This is a genomic window from Geomonas limicola (genome assembly GCF_014193675.1).
In the GTDB taxonomy this organism is placed as follows: Bacteria; Desulfobacterota; Desulfuromonadia; order Geobacterales; family Geobacteraceae; genus Geomonas; species Geomonas limicola.
In genome coordinates, this window is sequence record NZ_BLXZ01000006.1 from 55,114 (window position 1) to 74,411 (window position 19,298).

The following is a 19,298-nucleotide window of genomic DNA, read 5'->3' on the forward strand; positions in this document are numbered from 1 at the left end:
AGAGTACGATGGAAACTAGGCAGGAAACGGAAGAACTCAACATCCCCGATATTCTGCCCTTGCTCCCGGTTCGGGACGTGGTCGTCTACCCGTACATGATTCTGCCGCTCTTTGTCGGGCGGGAGATATCCATCAACGCGGTCGATTACGCCCTGTCGAAGGACAGGATGATCTTCCTGGCCACCCAGAAGGAAGTAAGCGACGAAGATCCCAACCCCGAAGGGATCTACGAGGTCGGCACGGTCGCCATGATCATGCGCATGCTGAAGCTTCCCGACGGCCGGGTCAAGATCCTGGTGCAGGGGCTCACCAAGGCGCGGGTTGCCGAGTACCTGGCGGAGAAGCCGTTTTACTCGGTGCGCATCGAGCGGGTCGTGGAGCCTGTAGTGCAGGAGAACACCCTCGAAGCCGAGGCGCTCATCAGGACCGTAAAGGAAGAACTCGGCAAGATCGTGGCACTCGGCAAGGCGGTCTCCCCCGAGGTGATGGTCATCGTCGAGAACATGCAGGAGCCCGGCAGCCTGGCAGACCTGGTGGCGAGCAACATCGGCCTCAAGGTCGAGGAGGCCCAGGGACTTCTGGAGGTGATCGATCCTCTGGAGCGCCTGAAGCGGGTGAACGACTTCCTCAACAAGGAGAGCGAACTCCTCAACATGCAGGCCAGGATCCAGTCCGCGGCCAAGGAGGAGATGGGCAAGAGCCAGCGCGAGTACTACCTGCGTGAGCAGTTGCGGGCCATCCAGCAGGAGTTGGGCGAGACCGATGCGCGGAGCGAGGAGATCGCCGAGCTCAGGAAGAGCGTCGAAAACGCCAAGATGCCGCAGAATGTCGAGAAAGAGGCCCTGAAACAGCTGGGCCGCCTGGAACAGATGCATCCGGATGCCGCCGAGGCCGGGATGCTCAGGACCTACCTCGACTGGCTGGTGGAGATCCCCTGGGGCAAGGCAACCAAGGACGCCCTGGAGATCAACCGCGCCTCCGAGATCCTGAACGAGGACCACTTCTACCTCGACAAGATCAAGGAGCGCATCCTCGAGTTCCTGGCGGTGCGGAAACTGAAGAAGAAGATGAAAGGGCCGATCCTTTGCTTCGTGGGGCCTCCGGGGGTCGGTAAGACCAGCCTCGGCAAGTCGATCGCGCGGGCCATGGGGAGAAAGTTCGTACGCATCTCCTTGGGCGGCGTGCGCGACGAGGCCGAGATCCGCGGGCACCGGCGCACCTACGTCGGCGCGCTCCCCGGGCGCATCATCCAGGGGCTCAAGCAGGCCGGCTCCAACAACCCGGTCTTCATGCTGGACGAGCTGGACAAGCTGGGAAGCGACTTCCGCGGCGACCCGTCTTCGGCGCTTCTCGAGGTACTCGACCCCGAGCAGAACAACAGCTTCTCGGACCACTACATAAACCTCCCCTTCTCGCTGGCGAACGTGATGTTCATCGCCACCGCGAACCAGATGGACACCATCCCGGGCCCCCTGCGGGACCGCATGGAGGTGATCAGCCTGGCCGGTTACACCGAGGAGGAGAAACTGCAGATCTCCAAACGCTACCTGGTGCCGCGCCAGGTGAAGGAAAACGGCATCACCGAAGATACCGTCACCTTCTCCGAGGAGGCCCTGAGGGCCATCGCCGCCAAGTACACCCGCGAGGCGGGGCTCAGGAACCTGGAGCGCGAGATCGGGACCGTCTGCCGCAAGGTGGCCCGCAAGATCGCCGAGGGCTCCCAGGACAAGTTCGTGATCACCGCCGGTAACCTCGCCAAGTACCTGGGACCGCCCAAGTTCCTGCGCGAGGAGGAGATGGAGAAGAACGAGGTCGGTGTGGTGACCGGTCTTGCCTGGACTCCGGTGGGGGGCGAGGTGCTCTTCGTCGAGGCGACTGTCATGAAAGGGAAGGGTGGGCTCACCCTGACCGGACAGTTGGGTGACGTCATGAAGGAATCGGTGCAGGCAGCGCTCTCCTACATCCGGGCGCGTACTGCCGATCTGCAGATCCCCGAGGACTTCTACTCGAACCTCGACATCCACGTGCACGTTCCGGCGGGGGCGATTCCCAAAGACGGGCCGTCGGCTGGCATCACCATGGCGACCGCGCTGGTCTCGGCGCTCACCAGGGTGCCGGTCAGGAAGGACGTTGCCATGACCGGCGAGATCACCCTGCGCGGCAAGGTGCTCCCCATCGGCGGGTTGAAGGAGAAGATCCTCGCCGCTGCGCGTCTCGGGGTTACCACCGTGGTGATCCCGGTGCAGAACAAGAAGGATCTCGAGGACGTGCCCAAGACCATCCTCAAGAAGCTGAAGATCGTCCCGGCCTCGACCATCGACGAGGTCCTCGCCGTGGCGCTGGAAAGCTACCCGCCGACCGCCCCCAAGGCAGCCAAACCCCCGAAAGGGGAGGCTGGCAAAGTCGGCAAGGTAGGCAGGAACCTGGTAGTTTCTCCCCGCAAGGGAGTGACGGCAGGGGGGAAAGCTTGAAACTCAAGGACCTGGGCGAGTTCGGTCTGATCGACCGGATCGCCCGCCAGGTACACAACGCGCCGTCCGTCGTCCTCGGTATCGGGGACGACGCGGCGGCGCTAGCCCCCACCCCGGATACCCTCACCCTGATCACCTCGGACATGCTCCTGGACGGGGTTCACTTCGATCTGGACTTCACCGATGCCAAGAGCCTGGGGCGCAAGTCCCTCTCCGTCAACCTCTCGGACCTGGCAGCCATGGGGGCCACCCCGCGCCAGTTCCTGCTCAGCATCGCGCTCCCCAAGGATTTCAGCACCGAACTGATGGACGGCTTCCTGGCCGGTGTGCTCGAGCAGGCCGAGTGCTACGGCGTGACGCTCGTGGGGGGCGATACCTGCGCTTCGCGCTCCGGTCTGGTTATCTCCATAACGGCGCTTGGCGAGCAGCGTCCCGAGCGGGTGGTGAAACGGAGCGGTGCCTCGGTGGGAGAGTTGGTCTGCGTCACCGGGACGGTGGGAGACGCGGCCGCGGGGCTCGAACAGTTGCGGCAAGGGGTGCGGCAGGGATTCCTGGTTTCGCGCCAGTTGGATCCGGAACCGCGTGTAGCGGTCGGTGTCGCTCTGGCCGACAACGGTCTGGCGACCGCGATGATCGATGTGAGCGACGGCGTCCTGGCCGACCTCGGCCACATCTGTGAACTTTCCGGTGTCGGTGCCCGGCTGCAACTTGGTGCGCTGCCGTTTTCCGAGGAGTACCGCAGGTTTTGCACGGACGACCCCTATGCCTTGGGACTTTCCGGCGGCGAGGACTACGAGCTGCTCTTCTGCATCAAGCCGAAGCACCGCGATGTCATAGCAGAGCTTTTATCCGGCTTCGGCGTACGTTTTTCGGTGATCGGCGAGGTGGTGCAGGGGAATTCGATCGAGCTGGTCACACCGGACGGCTCACCGTACCAGCTGGCCAGGCGGGGGTTCGATCATTTTACAAGCAATTGACAGTTGACGATTGACAATTGACAACGAGAAACAACAAAAGGGGACATTGACTGTTACAGTCAGTGTCCCCTTTTGTTACTGCTGTACGGTGATGGTACGTCGACCGACGCTGCCTTGCTTCGAATCGTAGGGGCGAGTAATCATTCGTCTCTACAGGGTTTCCCGAGTCAAGCCGTCTGCAGGCTGTGGGCGAGAACAAGGTGCTAATTGCCCATCGTCAACTGTCAATTGAGATCCTCACCGCCACCTTGCGCTCGCGGGGGCCGTCGAACTCGCAGAAGTAGATGGCCTGCCAGGTCCCCAAGATCAGCTTGCCGCGGTCGATGAGGAGCCGCTGACAGGTGCCGACCAGGCTCGACTTCACGTGCGCCGCTGAATTTCCTTCGGCGTGGGTGAAGTAGTGGGCGTTGGGCACCAGCCGGTTCAGGCACTCCGCGATGTCGCGCTTCACTGCCGGATCGGCACCCTCGTTGACCGTGACCCCTGCCGTGGTGTGCATCACGAAGACGTCGCAGCAACCGCTGGAGATCCGGGCGGCGCTGACCAGATCCTCGACCTGGGCGGTGATGTCGATCAACTCCGTCCTCTCCCTGCTCCTCAGTGTCAGATAGCTGATCATTGCTCCTCCTGTGCAGATAGAGCTCGTCGTCCGTTACCTCCCGGTCAGGCTCATGCGCAACTTGCCGAGGTACTTGTTGATCGGGTTGGAACGGGCCAGAAAGGGGAGCACCGGTTTCTTGCGGTCGCCCAGGACCTGCAGCCATCTGCTGATGGTGGGATGCTTGCCTACCCTCAAGCCGAGCCGGAAGATCCGGATCGCTTCCTTTTTCCGGCTCGCCACCAGGTAGATGACTCCGAGCCTGAGGAAATGTTCGGGATTCTTGGGGTCGTGCTTCACCGCCTCCTGGCACAACGCGATACTCTGGTCGATCTCCTTTGTGTGGGCCGCGAGGGCCAGTGCATACTGTGAAAGATGGTTCGGAGTTCGCTCTCGCGCCACCGCCGCACTCAAGTAGCGGCGCGCGGTGGTATAGTCCTTCATCTCAAGAGCCTCCGACCCCAGTCTGAAGAGCTCCGTTACATCCAGTTCGGCAAGACCATCTCCTTTATTGCTCATCGCCCGTCCCTCATCTGCCAGCCGCCAACTCTGCTGCTGTCTTGGTTTCTTCATCTCACATGTCTAGCTACTATATACTACAAATTTTATGCTCCTGAATTAAATTGGCGTAAAGTTTCTGCAGACACCCCCTGAAACCGCTGCCAGAGCGGGTTGAGCCTTCTTGGGCCAGGGTTGAAAAAAAAACCTATCTGTGCTCTAATCGCACGCTGTGGAAGAGTGTGCCTATATAGCTCTGGGAAGCAACCTGGGGGACCGCGAACTCAAACTGCTGACCGCGGTCGGCGAGCTGGGGAAACTGCCGGGTACCCGGGTAACGGCCCTGTCTCCGTTCTACGAGACCGATCCCGTTGGTGGCGTGGTCCAGGACAACTTCTACAACGCGGTCGCACGGGTGGCAACGCTGCTGACGCCGGGGGACCTGCTCAAGGAGCTCAAGCGGATCGAGACCAAGGTGTTCAAGCGCAAGGCGACGGTGCACTGGGGGCCGCGCAGCATGGATCTCGACATCCTTTTCTACGGCAACCTGGTGTACAGCGACTCCACGCTTTCCATACCGCACCCTCGCTTGGCCGAGCGGCGCTTTGTGTTGCAGCCGCTTGCCGACCTCGCACCGGACCTGGTGCACCCCACCCTGGGCAAAAACGTCGCCGAGCTGCTTGCTGAACTGACCACCACCGAGAAGGTGGTACGTATCTAAAAAGGGGGGCAGATGCGCTTTCTCATTTATATTCTCATCGGTTATCTCATCTACCGGTGGCTGCGCAACAAGGCTGCCGCGCCGGAGCTTCCCAAGGAGTCCACGGCGACCGAGACCTACCAGGACCCGGTCTGCGGCGTGTACATCTCGGAGGCCGAGGCGGTAGTGGGAAACCTGGAGGGGAAACGCTATCACTTCTGCTCCATGGGGTGTTTGCACGAGTTTGAAAGGAGCCTGCAGCGCAGGTAACCAGCATAGGCAACAACAACGAACAGTGGAGGAATGGATGAAGTTTTTTATCGACACAGCGGACGTCAAAGAAATTCGCGAGGCAAACGAACTCGGGCTCGTGGACGGCGTAACTACCAACCCGTCGCTCATCGCCAAGAGTGGCCGTCGCTTCGAGGAAGTCATCAAGGAGATCACCGGGATCGTTGACGGTCCGATTTCCGCCGAAGTCGTCTCCCTCGAGCACGACGGCATGATCGCGGAAGCGACCGAGCTGGTCAAGATACATCCCAACATCGTGATCAAGCTGCCGATGACCCCGGAAGGGCTCAAGGCAACCAAGACCCTGACCGGCAAGGGGATCAAGACCAACGTCACCCTGATCTTCACCCCGATGCAGGCACTTCTGGCCGCCAAGGCCGGCGCCACCTACGTCTCGCCGTTCGTCGGGCGTCTCGATGACATCTCCCAGGACGGCATGCAGATCATCGAAGAGATCCGCACCATCTTTGACAACTTCGGTTTCGACACCGAGATCATCGTGGCCAGCATCAGGAACCCGGTGCACGTACTGAACTCCGCGCTGATCGGCGCCGACATCTGCACCATCCCCTACTCGGTCATGCTGCAGCTCTCCAAGCACCCGCTCACCGACGCCGGGATCAAGAAGTTCCTCGAAGACTGGGAGAAAGTCCCCAAGTAGGTCAGGAACCGATACGCCCTCCCTGCGTGACAGGAGACGTCCGCGGGGAGCCCGAAACCACCGGACCGCACCACGCGGTCTGGATCGGGAAACGAATGCTGCAACAAAAAAGGGCGGGTCCTTGGGGACCCGCCCTTGCCCGTAACGGGGCTTTTTGTTTACGCCTTGCCGGCGGCGCCGTTTCGGCGCTGCAGCTTCACGTACACGATGACGATCAGGGCGCTCACCACGAGGACCACGCCCAGGGCATGGTGCGAGTACTTCATGATCAGGTCCTGGTTGCTGCCGATGAAATAGCCGATGAAGGTGAGCACGGTCACCCAGATGCCGGCACCCAAAAGGGTGTAGAGCGAGAACTTCAGGTGGTTCATCCCGGCGAGGCCCGCGGGGAGCGAGATCAGGTGGCGCACCACCGGCAAGAGTCGCCCGATGAAGGTGGAGATCTCGCCATGTTTCAGGAAGAAGGTCTCGACCTTGGCGAACTTCTCCTCGGTAATGAGCACGTACTTGCCGTACTTCAGGATGAGCGGACGCCCCAGGAAACGGGCCGCGAAGTAGTTCGCGTAGGCGCCGACCAGGCTCCCCAGAGTGCCGCAGAGGATGGCCAGCCCCATGTTCATCTGCCCCTGCTGGGCCAGGTAGCCGGCCGGAGGCATGACTACTTCGCTGGGAATCGGGATCACCGAACTCTCCATCGCCATCAGGAGAAAGATCCCCGGGTACCCCATCGCGCCTATGGTCTGAACCAGCCAGTCGATTGCTGCGTGCATAAGAAGAAACTCCCCCTCAGAGATTACTAACGACGGGACATTTTATACAGGTCCTCGTAAAAAAACGATCAAATAATCAGGACGACATGAAAAAACAGATCTATGTGATCGGGCACCGCAACCCGGATACCGACTCGGTGGCCTCGGCCATCGGCTACGCCGAACTCAAGCGCGCCCTCGGCGTGGAGCGGGTCACCGCCGCCATGGCCGGTGCGCTGAACCCGCAGACCACCTGGCTTTTGGGCCGGCTCGGGATGGAGGCTCCGCTCTACCTGGCCGACGTGCACCCGAAGGTGGGCGACGTGCTCGGGCGCACTGCGGTGAGTGTCTCCGCCGACCAGCCACTGGTGAACGCGCTGCAGCTCTTTCACCACAACGGGGTGAGGATCCTGCCGGTGCTCGATGCGGCAGATTGTCCGGTTGGCGTGATCTCCCTTTTGAAGATCGCGGAGCGTTCCCTGAAGACCGGTCCGGACTCGCTGCGCCAGGTGAAGGCCTCGCTGGCGACGCTGGCCGCCTGCCTCGAGGGTGAGTTCCTCGCCGGCAGCGCTGACCTGGAGGTGGAGACCCTGCACCTCTTCGTCGGTGCCATGGTGGAGGGGTCCTTCAACGACAAGATTGCCCGCTTCGCACCGGAGAGCCTCATCGTGGTGACCGGCGACCGGCGCAGCATCCAGCTGAACGCCATCGAGCGCGGGGTGCGGGTCCTGGTGGTGACCGGAGGGCTGCCGGTGGCGCCGGACATCGTGGAGCTTGCGGCTACCAAGGGGGTGGCGCTCATCACCACGCCGCTCGACACCGCCGCCACCGTATCGCTCGCCCGTCTTTCCACACCGGCCGGGTACCTGGCCGAGACCCACTTCGAGAGCGTCGGGGTCGGGGAGCCGCTGGGACGCCTGCGCGAGAAGCTGCTGCACTCGGGCGAGACCGCGGTGCTGGTCCTGGAAGAGGACGGCACGCTGGCCGGCGTGGCGACCAAGTCGTCGCTCTTCCAGCCGCTTCCCTACGCGCTCATCCTGGTGGACCACAACGAACTCTCCCAGTCGGTACCTGGCGCCGAGGACCTGGAGATCATCGAGGTGATCGACCACCACAAGCTGGGGAACGCCCACAGTACGAACCCGATCCCCTTCATCACCGCTCCGGTCGGGAGCACCTGCACCATCGTCGCCTCGCTCTACCAGGAGCACGGCGTCACCCCGGAGCCCAAGATCGCCGCGCTCCTTTTGGCCGGCATTCTCTCCGATACCGTGATCCTCAAGTCGCCCACGACCACCGCGCGCGACCAGGCCGCGGTGGAGCGCCTGGCGAGGATCGCAGGCCTTGAGTGGGAGGCTTTCGGTGCCGAGATCTTTGCCGCCTCGGGCGCGCTCTCCGGCTACGGCAGCCCCGAGCGGGTGGTAACCTCGGACTTCAAGCTCTTCAGCCAGGGCGAGGCACGTTTCGGGGTCGGCCAGGTGGAGGTCTTCGGCTTTAGCGAGTTCAACGCGATGAAGGACGAACTGAAGGCCGCCCTGCAGGCACTGCGCGAAAAGGAATCGCTGGAACTTGCCGGACTCATGGTTACCGACATCGCCACCGAGAGCACCATGTTCATGATGGAGGGGGGGCACGCCTACCTGAGGTTCATGGGGTACCCGCAGCCCGAGCCGCACATCTTCGAGATGAAGGGTGTCATGTCGCGTAAAAAGCAGCTGGTACCGCACCTCATCAAGGTATTGGGAGGACGCTGATGGGCGCCAAGTTTCTGGATCGGGTACGCCAGGAGGTACTGGTCGGCGACGGCGCCATCGGTACCATGCTCTACGCCAAGGGTGTTTCCCTCGAGGCCAACTTTGAGCACCTGAACCTGGTGCGCCCCCAGCTCGTCCTGGAGTTGCACGACGAGTACCTGGCGGCCGGGGCGCAGGTCATCGAGACCAACACCTTCGGCGCCAACTTCGTGAAGCTGGACGCCATCGGGCTGGGCCCCAAGGTTGCCGAGATCAACCGGCAGGGGGCGAAGCTGGCCCGACAGGCGGCTGCCGGCAAGGACGTCTTCGTGGCCGGGTCGCTCGGGCCCCTGGGGCGCGGCAAGGCGGAGCTTAGCGCCGAGCAGCTCCGGGACTGTTTCCGCACCCAGTCCCTGGCGCTTGCCGAGGGCGGGGTCGATCTGCTGATCCTGGAGACCTTTACCGAGCTGGAGGAGCTGGAACTGGCGGTCCTTGCGGTCAAGGAGACCGGGCTGCCGGTAGTGGCGAACCTGGCCTTTGGCGAGGGTGCACGGCTCTCCGGCGGCTTCAGCGCCGAGGATGCGGCCCAGCGGCTCGCGTCAGCCGGTGCCGATCTCATCGGCGCCAACTGCGGAGCCGGACCGCTGGAACTGCTGGCGACCCTGAAGCGCCTGGCCCAGGCGAGCGACCTGCCGCTGGCGGCCTATCCGAACAGCGGTTTCCCCGAGTACCTGGACGGGCGCTACATCTACCGCGCCACCCCCGACTACTTTGCCGGGATGGCGCGGGAGATGGTTGAGGCCGGGGCGTCGTTGGTGGGGGGATGCTGCGGCACCACCCCCGAGCACGTACGCGAGGTGGCCAGGCAGCTCGCCGGTCTGAAGCCCGTGGCCCGCCCGGCGTCCCGCAGCGTGGGGACGGTCCAGGTCGGAACCGGGACGGCCAGTACGGAGCAAGGCTTCCTTACCCACTGGGGGACCCGCAAAGTCATCACCGTGGAGCTCGACCCTCCCAAGGGGCTCGACTGCTCGAAGGTGGTGGCGGGGAGCCGGGCGCTCAAGGAGGCCGGTGCCGACGCGATCAACCTTGCCGAGAACCCGCTGGCCCGGGTGCGCATGGGTAACCTGGCACTCGCCGCGCTGGTCCGGCGCGAGGTGGGGATCGAGGTGATCGCGCACGTCACCTGCCGGGACCGCAACCTGATCGGTCTGCAGTCCGACCTGATGGGGGCGAGCCTGCTCGGCATCAGCTCGATTCTCGCCGTCACCGGCGACCCGGCGAACTTAGGCGAGGATGCCGGCGCCTCCTCGGTCTTCGATCTCAACTCCTTTACGCTCATCAAGCTTTTGAATGATCTGAACCGTGGGGTGAACGCGCTCGGGAACCCGATCGGGTCCGGCACCGGTTTCACCATCGGCGCCGCCTTCAACCCCAACGTGCAGAAGATGGAGGTGCAGGTGGGGCGCTTGGCGCGCAAGGTGGCCAACGGCGCGCAGTTCGCCCAGACCCAGCCGATCTACGACATCGCCCGTGCCGAGGAGATGGTCGAGTTGACCGCCCCGCTGGGGATCCCGGTGCTGCCGGGAGTCCTGCCGCTGGTGAGCGGGCGCAATGCGGAGTTCCTGCACAACGAGGTCCCGGGAATCGTGATTCCCGACGAGATCCGCCGCCGTATGGCGGGAAGAAGCGGCGACGACGGCGTGCGGGAAGGGCTTGCCATCGCCTCGGAGTTCATCGATGCGATCTTCGACCGGGTGGGCGGGTTCTACCTGATACCCCCCTTCGGCAAGCACGAGATCGCCACCGAGTTGGTGAAGTACCTCAAGGCCAAAGAAAAGCAGTGACCCCTCTTGCGGGTCCCACCGGAGCTCAGTGGGGTTTCTTGACATCGATCAATTTCAAAAAGCAGCGAGGAGCAGATGATGAAGAAAGACATCCTGGAGAAGGGCGCGATCCTGCAGCGTGACCGTGAAACCTACGCCATCGCCCCCCATATTCCCGGCGGGTTCACCGATACCGCGACCTTACGCAAGATCTGCAATGTCGCAGACAAGTACGGGCTCTCGGTCAAACTCACCTCGGCCCAGCGTATCGGCCTCTTCGGGGTGAAGGAAGAGGAACTGGACGCAGTCTGGGCTGACCTCGCCCAGGACCAGGGGGCGCCGATCGGCCTGTGCGTACGCAGCGTGCGGATCTGCCCCGGCACCACCCAGTGCAAACGCGCGGTGCAGGATTCCACGGCGCTGGGCCTCAAGGTGGATAGCATCTACCACGCCATGCGGCTTCCCAACAAGATGAAGATGGGGATCTCGGGCTGCCTGCTCTCCTGCTCTGAATGCGCCGTGAAAGACATCGGCGTCCTGGGTACCAACCGCGGCTGGCGCATCATGGTGGGCGGCAACGCCGGTCCCCGCCCGCGCCTGGGCGAATTGCTGGTGGACGACGTCGCGGACCAGGACCAGGTACTGGATATCGTCTCCCGCATCGTCGAGTTCTACAAGAGCTCCGGGGAGGAAGGGCGCCTGGGGAGGCTGGTGGAAAAGATGGGGATCGATGCCTTCCGCGCCGCCGTGCTGGGCGAGCCGGGCGAACCCCAGGCGGGGAACGCGCCGTGACGGTAGCGAGCAGCATGCAGTCGGCCGAGCGCCGCAAGGGAGGTGCCCGTGGCGCTTATTGAGGATCCCCTCTTCACCAGGATAAAGAACCGGGTCGGCAAGGCGATCAACGACTTCGACCTGATCTCTGAAGGCGACCGGATCGCGGTCGCGGTCTCCGGCGGCAAGGACTCGTACTCGATGCTGCACATGCTGGAGACCCTGCGCCGCCGTGCGCCGGTGCGCTACGAGTTGGTGGCGATCAACATCGACTCCGGCTACCGCGGCTACCGCGCGGATATCATCGAGGACCACCTGAAAGAGCATGGCTTCGCCTACCACATGGAGAAGACCACGCACTACGACATCATCTCCGAGAAGCGCCGCCCCGGCTCATCGTACTGCTCGATCTGCGCACGCTTGAAGCGCGGCACGCTCTACACGCTGGCCCAGCAGATGGGGTGCAACAAGATCGCGCTCGGGCACCACATGGACGACTTCATCGAGACGCTGCTCTTGAACCAGTTCTTCGTCGGCTCCTTAAAGGCGATGGCGCCCAGCATGCTCGCCGACAACGGCGTCACCACGGTGATCAGGCCCTTGGTCTACGTCGAGGAAAAGGAGATCATCCCGTTTTCGCGCAACAACCGTTTCCCGGTGGTGTGCTGCTGCTGTCCGGTCTGCGGCACCGCCGACCTGCAGCGCAAGAAGATGAAGGAGCTGCTGGAAACCTTGGAACGCGACAACCCCTTGGTGAAGAAAAGCCTCTTGAAGGCGCTTTCCAACGTCCACCCGCGCCACTTGCTGGACAAGGGGCTGACCAGGATTCCCTCCTGACGCAGATCGTTGGTGATATCCTTCACGGTGATGTACCCGCAGTAGATGACGATTCCCAGTGCTACGACGACCATCGGTTCCATAAACTACCTCCCCATTGCGTGATGATCTCACCCTAACAGGGAGGTGTGACAGAAAGTGTCGTAACTGAATTAACCCCCACAAGGACCGCAAAGGACATGGCTGAAAAAGAGAAAAAAGTGCAGCGTATCAGATTGGCAGTACAGTGGGGCTTCCTGCTGTTTTCCCTGTACCTCGGCATCACCTTCTACCGTTTCGTGCTGCACTTCCGCTCCGGCGGGGTAACGCCGTTCGTGGAGCGCCCCGACGGCGTCGAGGCCTTCCTCCCCATCTCCGCCCTGGTGAGTCTGAAAGGGTGGCTCACCTCGGGAAGCATCAACAACATCCACCCCGCCGCGCTGGTGGTCTTCCTGGCGGTCATCGCGGTGTCCTGGCTCATGAAGCGCTCGTTCTGCTCCTGGATCTGCCCGGTCTCCACGATTACCGAGGTGTGCTGGAAGATCGGCAACAAGGTGTTCGGGAAGAACTTCCGTCTCTGGCTCTGGGCCGACTGGCTGCTGCGCCCCATCAAGTACCTGCTGTTGGTCTTTTTCGTCGGCTCGATCCTGGTCGTGATGTCGCCGGACAGCGTGCGCGACTTCATCGTGGGTGACTACAACAAGACCGCCGACATCAAGATGCTCGATTTCTTCCTGCACGTGTCCGGGACGCCGCTCATGGTGATCTCCGGGCTGCTGCTCCTCTCCTTTTTCTTCCGCAACCCGTTCTGCCGCTTCTTCTGCCCCTACGGTGCGCTGCTCGGGCTGGTGTCGCGCTTCTCGCCGGCCAAGGTGGAGCGTTGTGCGAAGGCCTGCATCTCCTGCGGCGGCTGCAACAGGGCCTGCCCTTCGCACCTCGACGTGATGCACGCCGAGCGGGTGAAGTCGGAAGAGTGCATCGGCTGCCTGCGCTGCGTGTCGATTTGTCCGAAGCCGGAGGCGCTGCAGGTGCGGCTTAAGGGGGGCAAGGTGGTAAGCGGGGCGGTTTTTGCCGCGGTCGTGGTCGGTGTCTTTATCGGGAGCACGTTCCTGGCGCGTCTCACCGGGCACTGGCATACCTCCATTCCCAAGGCGGAGTACCAACGACTCATCAACGAGGCGGACCGCATCAGCCATTAGGGGGTTGTCTTGTTCGGGAAAAACGAAACGTCCCGCCGGAGTTCTTCCGGCGGGACGTTTTTTTGTATGGGGTGAAAGATAGCAAACCATCGGCCGGGCCGTTCGCGTGCACAAAAAAAGGGACGGCAGTGTTGCCGTCCCTTTGTAGTTGCTGTCGTTACTGCTTAGCCTTCTTCTTCTTCGCTCAGTGAGATGTCGCGGTAGGCGCGGTCTTCTTCGAAGCGCTTGGTCTGGGCCTGCTGCTTCTCCAGGTCGGCCTTGCACTTCACACAGTGGCGGGCGAAAGGAACAATCTTCAACCTGCCAATAGGAATCTCTTCTTCACACTCTTCACAAATTCCGTATTCCCCTTCTTCAAGTCTTAACAATGCTTCATCTATGTTGCGTAGCTTTTCACGCTCACGGTCACCAAGAAGCAGACCCAGTTCCCGATCGCGTTCACTGGATGCCTGATCGTAGATGTCACCACTGGGTTCATTCACCGGAATATCAGATCCCGACTTAACCGTTTTGTTGATCTCTTTAAGTGTTTCTTCCTTCATCTTAAGAAGCATCGCTTTCAATTCTTCGGGTTTTTCTGTCATGTAAACTCCACTCCGTTTATTCGAGCTACCCTAAAAAGGCGACGCAATAATACAGCATTAAAGGGTCATGTCAAGTCAAAAGCCCTTACTGGACTATCTCACCAATCAGGTCGTAATCCGACGAATCGGTGATCTTCAATCTGACAATGTCACCGACATTGGCATTGCCAGCAGTGATGTAAACCTGCCCGTCGACATCGGGTGCCTGGCGCGAGGAACGGCCCCTCAGCAGCAGTTCGGTCTCCTCGCTGTACCCCTCCACCAGCACCTCTTCTTCACTATCGACCAACGTGCGGTTGTGCTTGAAGGAAACCCGCGCCTGGGTGCGCATCAGTTTCTTGTGGCGCTCGCGCTTGATGCGCTCGGAAACCTGGTCCGGCATCTCCGCTGCCGGGGTACCTTCTTCACGCGAGTAGCAGAAGACGCCCAGACGGTCAAAACGGGTCTCCTCGACGAACTGCAGCAGCGTCTTGAAGTCCTCGTTGGTCTCGCCCGGGAAACCGACGATGAGCGAGGTCCGGATGGCGATGTCCGGGATCTCGGTTCTCAGCTTTGTGATCAGTTCCCGGATCTGCGCCTCGCCGCTGCGCCGCCCCATGCGCTTCAGGATCGGGTCGCTGATGTGCTGGATCGGGAGGTCGAGGTATTTGCAGACCTTGGGCTCGTTCTTCATGAGCTGGATGAGCGAATCGGTCACCCCGTCCGGGTAGGCGTAGAGGAGCCGGATCCACTTGAGCCCCTCCATCTTGGCGAGCTCCTGGACCAGCTGCTCGAGGGTAGGCTTGTCTGCGAGGTCCTTGCCGTAGGCGGTGATGTCCTGGGCGATCAGGTTGAGTTCCTTGACGCCGCCGGCCACCAGTGCCGAGGCCTCGTGGAGCAGGCTCTGCAGCTGGCGGGAACGGTGGTCGCCGCGCAGCGACGGGATCACGCAGTAGGAGCAGCGGTTCGAGCACCCTTCGGCGATCTTCAGGTAGGCCGTGTAGTGCGGCGAGGACTGCATGCGCGGCAGCTCGTCGTTGTAGACGAAGTTCGGGTCGCCGGTGTAGCAGAGCTGCTCGGTGCTGCCGCGTTTCTCTGCGACGATCTCCACGATGCGCGGGTAGTCACCGGTGCCGACGAAGATGTCAACCTCGGGAAGTTCGTGGGCCAGTTCTTCCTGGTAACGCTGCGGCAGGCAACCGGTCACGATGAGCAGGTTGCAGTTGCCGTCGTGCTTGCGGTCCGCCAGGTCGAGGATGGTGTCGATGCTCTCCTGCTTGGCTTCCTTGATGAAGGAGCAGGTGTTGACGATGATGATATCCGCCTGCATCTCGTCGGTGGTCACCTCGAAGCCGGCCTGCGCCAGGTAACCGAGCATGACCTCGGCATCGACCAGGTTCTTGGGGCAGCCCAGGCTGACCAGGCTCACTTTTTCCGTTTTCTTCTCGCTCAAAAAATTGCTCCTTGGGAAAAACAGCTTAACTGTTGAGTGCTTCGGTGAAACTGTGGTGGTGAAGGACGTAAAGGACCACAGGGACGGAAATAGAGGACACTGTCGCCAGTCCCCAGCCCCCATCCCTGCCTTTAGCTCCTGAAGTTGACGAACTGCATGTCGATCTCCAGGTCCTTCCCCTTGAGGAGGGCGATGGTCGCCTGCAGGTCGTCGATGTTCTTGCCGGTCACGCGCACCTGGTCGTCCTGGATCTGGCTCTGGACCTTCAGCTTGCTCTCTTTGATGACCTGGCCGATCTCCTTGGCCTTCTCCTTCGAGATGCCGATCTGCAGGGTGATGATCTGGCGGACCATGCCGCCCGAAGCCTGCTCGACCTTGCCGTACTGCAGCGCCTTGGGGGAGATGTTGCGCTTGATGAACTTGGACTGGAGGATGTCGATGATGGCCTTGAGACGGAAGTCGTCATCCGCCAGGACCTTCACGGTCTCCTTCTCGAGGGTCACTTCGCTCTTGGATCCCTTGAAGTCGTAGCGCTGGCCGATCTCCTTCACGGTCTGGTTGATCGCGTTGTCAACCTCCTGCATTTCCACCTTGGAAACGATGTCAAACGACGGCATGTAGGAACCTCCTGAAAAAATCAGGTTGAGGTCAAGGTTGAGGCTCGCAAGAACCTCGGGCCGACCCCATACCTGGAATGTGTTCTAGCCTATTTCTTTATCACCTCGACCCCCGCAGGGACCTTGAAGGTGAACTTGCCCGAGTCGACGCCGCGGTTGGTCTTCACGTTGCTGTACTCGATCCGGGTGGTGTTGCCGGTCTGGTCGGTCACCATGGAGGAGACGATGGGGAACGGTGTCGTCGGGTGCCCCTTGGCGAGGAACTGCTCCACCGCGGCGCCCTGGATGGTGAGCTGCAGCTTGGCCATGGCCGGGTTCTTCTGCTTCGGGGTCAGTTCCAGGACGTAGTTCCCTTTCTTGTCCTTCTGCTCGGTCCCGAAGGCGATGTCGAAGTCCTTGGAGACGTGACCCATGCCGGTCAGGTAGTTGAGCGCCACCGCGTTGCCGCCGGCGAACATCTGCGCCAGCTCCATCACCATGACCTGCTTCTGGTCCGGCTGGTAGTACCAGACCTTCTTGCCGTTGCAGATGATCTGCTGCTTGGGCTTGGTGTAGTTGAAGCGGAACATGGCGTCCTTGCCGCCCCCCTTCTTGATGAAGAGCTCGCCGCCACCCTTCTCCTCGCGTTTCATGGCGGAGATGGTGCTCCTCTGGTTGAAGTCGGCCTGCACGTCGTTGAGCGTGGCATACCCCTGTTCGAGGGTTCGCACTACCTGCCCCAGGTCGGCTGCGGAGCAGAGCGATGCTGCGAAAGCGATCAGGGCGCATGAGACGACGGCGATTCTGGTAAAGCTCATTTTTCTCCCCCGAAAAGCTGCAAAGGCGACACGCTGTCGCCTCGGCCTGCTTGGTATGATGCTGTTGATCCCGACGCGGCACGTACACCGTGGGGCGACATGACCGGTCATTCTGCCATACAACCGTAAGTCACGCAACTTCTTTTAGTTGGCAGGCCCCGCCGTCGCAATCAGCTGCCAGGAGGCGGTGTCAGGAACCAGGTAGATGCTGCCGAAACTGGGCTCCCCGGCGACAGCGAAACGCGCTTCGTAGAGGGCAGGCGTGGTCCCCGCCGGCGCCTCACCCAAAACGCTTGCCAGGAGCGTCGCCGCGTCTCCTTGCTGAAGACGGGGGATCGACGGGAGCAGGGGAGTGTGCAGTACTTCACCCAGGCCGTTGAGGCAGGCGGATGCCAGGATGTTGCCGACCTCCTGCAAGGCGGAGATCCCGAGCTCCGAGGGGGAGTCCGCGGCGAGGGGAGGCTCACCAAGCAGAAGCTCGAGGATGCGGCAGGTGCCTCGCCGGTTCAGCAGCACGAGGAAGTCCCCCGAGAGCTTGCCGATGATCTGCAGGCGCAGCAGCGTGGCCGTACCGGGCTCTGCCGACTCCGGCGCCGCTGCCAGAACCGCGCCGGTCGGATACAGCTGCGGCGGCTCGCAGTGGACCGGAGTGCCGAGGAGCTGCTCCAGCGCGCTGCCGGCCTGCCGCAGGCCTGCAGCAACTGCGCGCACGTGGCTACGGAGCTGTGCCTGCTTTTCCTGGAACGTTTCCCGGGGACTCATATGCGTATCCAGCTCCTTTCGACAGCTGCAAGCTTCGGCTACAGGAGGATCCGTGGGGTCAGGAACGGAAGATTTGCCCGGGCCCACTCGACGGCAGGGGCCCACCGACGATCCTCCCGCCGTACGGTTACAGCAGGTCCGCGACGTCCAGCAGGGTGATCAGTTCGCCGTCACCCAGGACGGCACCGCCGCCCAGGCCGGGGAGCTTCGAGAGCGGCCGCCCCAGGGGTTTGATGAAAAGTTCGTGCTGCCCCAAAAGCCGGTCCACCACGATGCCGACCCGGCGCCCCTTGGCCTCGGTCACGAAGAGCGGCACGATGCCGTCCGGGAAACGCCCCAAGGGGAGCCCCAGGGCCCGGTTCAGGCTCAAAAGCGGCAGCGCCTCGCCGTCCAGGTTGAAAACCGAACGGTTGCCGACCCGGGTCATCTGGTGGCGCCGCAACTCGACGGTGCGCAGGACCGCGGTGACCGGCACCGCACCCTTGATGGGCCCGCACTGCACCACCAGCGCGTGGATGATGGCGATGGTCATGGGGAGGGCCAGGGTGAAGCGGGTCCCCTTGCCCGGTTCGCTCTCGATGGCCAGCGTGCCACCGAGTTTCTGGATCGAGGCGTTGACGGCGTCCATGCCAACGCCGCGCCCGGAGACGTCGGTCACCTCGCGCGCCGTGGAAAAACCGGGGATGCAGGAGAGCATGAGCGCCTGGCGCGGCGAGAGCTGGCTCGCCTCGTCGGGCGAGATGAGTCCCTTGCGGATCGCGGAGGCGATCATTCGCTCGGGGACCATGCCGCGGCCGTCGTCGCTCACGGTCACCAGCACGCGGTCCCGGTCCCGGGCCACCGAGAGCTTCACCACGCCGCGGGCCGGCTTGCCGGCAGCGACCCGCTCGGCGCTCTCCTCCATGCCGTGGTCCACGGCGTTACGCAGCATGTGGTTGATAGGATCGACCAGGCTCTCCAGGATGCTGCGGTCCAGGCCGATCTCGCGCCCCACGATCTCGAAGTGGAGCTCCTTGCCGCTTTTCTTGGCCAGCGCCCGCACCGAGCGCTGGAAACGGTCGACGATCGCCTCGAAGGGCATCAGGCGCACCTTCATCACCTCGTCGTGCAGGGCGCGCAACAGCTTCGCGGTCTCGCCCACCGCTTCGCCGAGTTGGGGGGAGGCGAGGTCGCGGTTGATGCTCAAGAGCCGGTTCTTGTTGGTGATGAGTTCGCCGGTCAGGTTGGCGAGGTGGTCCAGGAGCTCGGTCTTCACCCGGACGCTGGTTACCTCGAGTTCCTTGGTACGCTCTGGCTCAACCGGCGTGGGAGGCGGCGTGCTCGGGACCGCGGGCTCGACAGCCGGTACGCTTGCCGCACTCGGCGTGGCCTGGGCCGGCGCCGGTTCTGCAGCCGAAGCAGCCGGGGCCGGATCCGCCGCCTTTCGGGGGGGAGGGGGGGGCGGTGTGTAGCCCGCCAGCCGGTCCGGCAGGTCTCCCGCCGGCGTGCGCGGCTCCCGGTCCGCTTCGAGATCGACCATCATCCGCTCGATCAGGTCGCTCCCCTCCAGAAGCAGGTCCGCCACCCCCGAGTCGAACACCAGCCCCATGTCGCGGACCCGCAGCATCAGGTCCTCCATGCGGTGCGCCACCTCGACGATGTCGCCGTACTCCATGGACGCAGCCATCCCTTTCAGGGAGTGGGCTCCCCGGAACAGGGTGTCGATCCCGGAACGGTCCTCGGGGGTCTCTTCGAGGCCTACCACGGTCTCGTTGATGGTCCTCAAGTACTCCCGGGCCTCGGACAGGAAGAGGCTGCGGTACTGCGACATGTCCATGCG

The 19,298-nt window shown here is 62.6% G+C and carries 19 protein-coding genes; 10 read left to right on the top strand and 9 right to left on the bottom strand.

The window, feature by feature from the left end; genetic code table 11:
- Positions 1-8 precede the first annotated feature (8 nt).
- Positions 9-2,471, top strand: coding sequence for an endopeptidase La (gene lon / locus H7688_RS14940; protein ID WP_183361982.1), 2,463 nt, complete (start codon positions 9-11; stop codon positions 2,469-2,471).
- Entirely contained in the window at positions 2,468-3,448 is a 981-nt protein-coding gene (gene thiL, locus H7688_RS14945) for a thiamine-phosphate kinase (RefSeq protein ID WP_183361983.1), read from the top strand. The genes lon and thiL overlap by 4 nt, the downstream gene beginning before the upstream one ends.
- A gap of 217 nt (positions 3,449-3,665) precedes the next feature.
- Here the strand turns inward: thiL and H7688_RS14950 are convergent, their stop codons facing one another.
- Both H7688_RS14950 and H7688_RS14955 read right to left on the bottom strand, forming a co-directional pair.
- Positions 3,666-4,067 (bottom strand): secondary thiamine-phosphate synthase enzyme YjbQ, encoded by a 402-nt coding sequence (locus H7688_RS14950; protein ID WP_183361984.1) that lies wholly within the window; start codon positions 4,065-4,067, stop codon positions 3,666-3,668.
- Between the two features lie 33 nt (positions 4,068-4,100).
- On the bottom strand, positions 4,101-4,565 hold the full coding sequence (locus tag H7688_RS14955) for a tetratricopeptide repeat protein (protein WP_183361985.1): 465 nt from the start codon (positions 4,563-4,565) through the stop codon (positions 4,101-4,103).
- Between the two features lie 211 nt (positions 4,566-4,776).
- On the opposite strand from H7688_RS14955, the gene folK reads away from it, so the two are divergent.
- Genes folK through fsa form a run of 3 tightly spaced genes read left to right on the top strand, consistent with a single transcriptional unit; the run spans position 4,777 to position 6,196 of the window.
- Positions 4,777-5,265 (top strand): 2-amino-4-hydroxy-6-hydroxymethyldihydropteridine diphosphokinase, encoded by a 489-nt coding sequence (gene folK / locus H7688_RS14960; RefSeq protein WP_183361986.1) that lies wholly within the window; start codon positions 4,777-4,779, stop codon positions 5,263-5,265.
- A gap of 12 nt (positions 5,266-5,277) precedes the next feature.
- Complete coding sequence (locus H7688_RS14965) at positions 5,278-5,514, top strand: YHS domain-containing protein (RefSeq protein WP_183361987.1); 237 nt, start codon at positions 5,278-5,280, stop codon at positions 5,512-5,514.
- A 37-nt stretch (positions 5,515-5,551) separates the two neighbouring features.
- Positions 5,552-6,196 (top strand): fructose-6-phosphate aldolase, encoded by a 645-nt coding sequence (gene fsa, locus H7688_RS14970; RefSeq protein WP_183361988.1) that lies wholly within the window; start codon positions 5,552-5,554, stop codon positions 6,194-6,196.
- A 158-nt stretch (positions 6,197-6,354) separates the two neighbouring features.
- On the opposite strand, the gene H7688_RS14975 is transcribed toward fsa, so the two are convergent.
- Positions 6,355-6,966, bottom strand: a complete 612-nt coding sequence (locus H7688_RS14975; protein WP_183361989.1) for a DedA family protein — start codon at positions 6,964-6,966, stop codon at positions 6,355-6,357.
- 86 nt (positions 6,967-7,052) lie between these two features.
- On the opposite strand from H7688_RS14975, the gene H7688_RS14980 reads away from it, so the two are divergent.
- The 5 genes from H7688_RS14980 (at position 7,053) to H7688_RS15000 (ending at position 13,287) form a co-directional block, all read left to right on the top strand.
- Complete coding sequence (locus H7688_RS14980; protein ID WP_183361990.1) at positions 7,053-8,699, top strand: putative manganese-dependent inorganic diphosphatase; 1,647 nt, start codon at positions 7,053-7,055, stop codon at positions 8,697-8,699.
- Positions 8,699-10,522, top strand: coding sequence for a bifunctional homocysteine S-methyltransferase/methylenetetrahydrofolate reductase (locus H7688_RS14985; RefSeq protein ID WP_183361991.1), 1,824 nt, complete (start codon positions 8,699-8,701; stop codon positions 10,520-10,522). The genes H7688_RS14980 and H7688_RS14985 overlap by 1 nt, the downstream gene beginning before the upstream one ends.
- A 78-nt stretch (positions 10,523-10,600) precedes the next feature.
- Complete coding sequence (locus H7688_RS14990; RefSeq protein ID WP_183361992.1) at positions 10,601-11,293, top strand: ferredoxin-like domain-containing protein; 693 nt, start codon at positions 10,601-10,603, stop codon at positions 11,291-11,293.
- Positions 11,294-11,341: 48 nt separating this feature from the next.
- Positions 11,342-12,109 carry a tRNA 2-thiocytidine(32) synthetase TtcA gene (ttcA, locus tag H7688_RS14995; RefSeq protein WP_183361993.1) on the top strand — a complete coding sequence of 256 codons (768 nt, stop codon included), beginning with the start codon at positions 11,342-11,344 and terminating at the stop codon, positions 12,107-12,109.
- A 179-nt stretch (positions 12,110-12,288) separates the two neighbouring features.
- Positions 12,289-13,287, top strand: a complete 999-nt coding sequence (locus tag H7688_RS15000) for a 4Fe-4S binding protein (RefSeq protein WP_183361994.1) — start codon at positions 12,289-12,291, stop codon at positions 13,285-13,287.
- Between the two features lie 164 nt (positions 13,288-13,451).
- Here the strand turns inward: H7688_RS15000 and H7688_RS15005 are convergent, their stop codons facing one another.
- From H7688_RS15005 to H7688_RS15030, 6 genes are all read right to left on the bottom strand, one after another.
- Positions 13,452-13,871 carry a TraR/DksA family transcriptional regulator gene (locus tag H7688_RS15005; RefSeq protein WP_183361995.1) on the bottom strand — a complete coding sequence of 140 codons (420 nt, stop codon included), beginning with the start codon at positions 13,869-13,871 and terminating at the stop codon, positions 13,452-13,454.
- Positions 13,872-13,956: 85 nt separating this feature from the next.
- Positions 13,957-15,303: a 30S ribosomal protein S12 methylthiotransferase RimO gene (gene rimO, locus H7688_RS15010; protein ID WP_183361996.1), complete on the bottom strand. Its 1,347-nt coding sequence runs from the start codon at positions 15,301-15,303 to the stop codon at positions 13,957-13,959.
- A 131-nt stretch (positions 15,304-15,434) separates the two neighbouring features.
- Positions 15,435-15,920 (bottom strand): YajQ family cyclic di-GMP-binding protein, encoded by a 486-nt coding sequence (locus H7688_RS15015; RefSeq protein WP_183361997.1) that lies wholly within the window; start codon positions 15,918-15,920, stop codon positions 15,435-15,437.
- A gap of 89 nt (positions 15,921-16,009) precedes the next feature.
- Positions 16,010-16,717 carry a LolA family protein gene (locus tag H7688_RS15020; protein WP_183361998.1) on the bottom strand — a complete coding sequence of 236 codons (708 nt, stop codon included), beginning with the start codon at positions 16,715-16,717 and terminating at the stop codon, positions 16,010-16,012.
- 144 nt (positions 16,718-16,861) lie between these two features.
- The gene (locus H7688_RS15025; RefSeq protein WP_183361999.1) at positions 16,862-17,479 is read right to left on the bottom strand and encodes a chemotaxis protein CheC; all 618 of its coding nucleotides are present in this window, start codon (positions 17,477-17,479) and stop codon (positions 16,862-16,864) included.
- Positions 17,480-17,606: 127 nt separating this feature from the next.
- The gene (locus tag H7688_RS15030; RefSeq protein WP_183362000.1) at positions 17,607-19,295 is read right to left on the bottom strand and encodes a chemotaxis protein CheA; all 1,689 of its coding nucleotides are present in this window, start codon (positions 19,293-19,295) and stop codon (positions 17,607-17,609) included.
- Positions 19,296-19,298 lie beyond the last annotated feature (3 nt).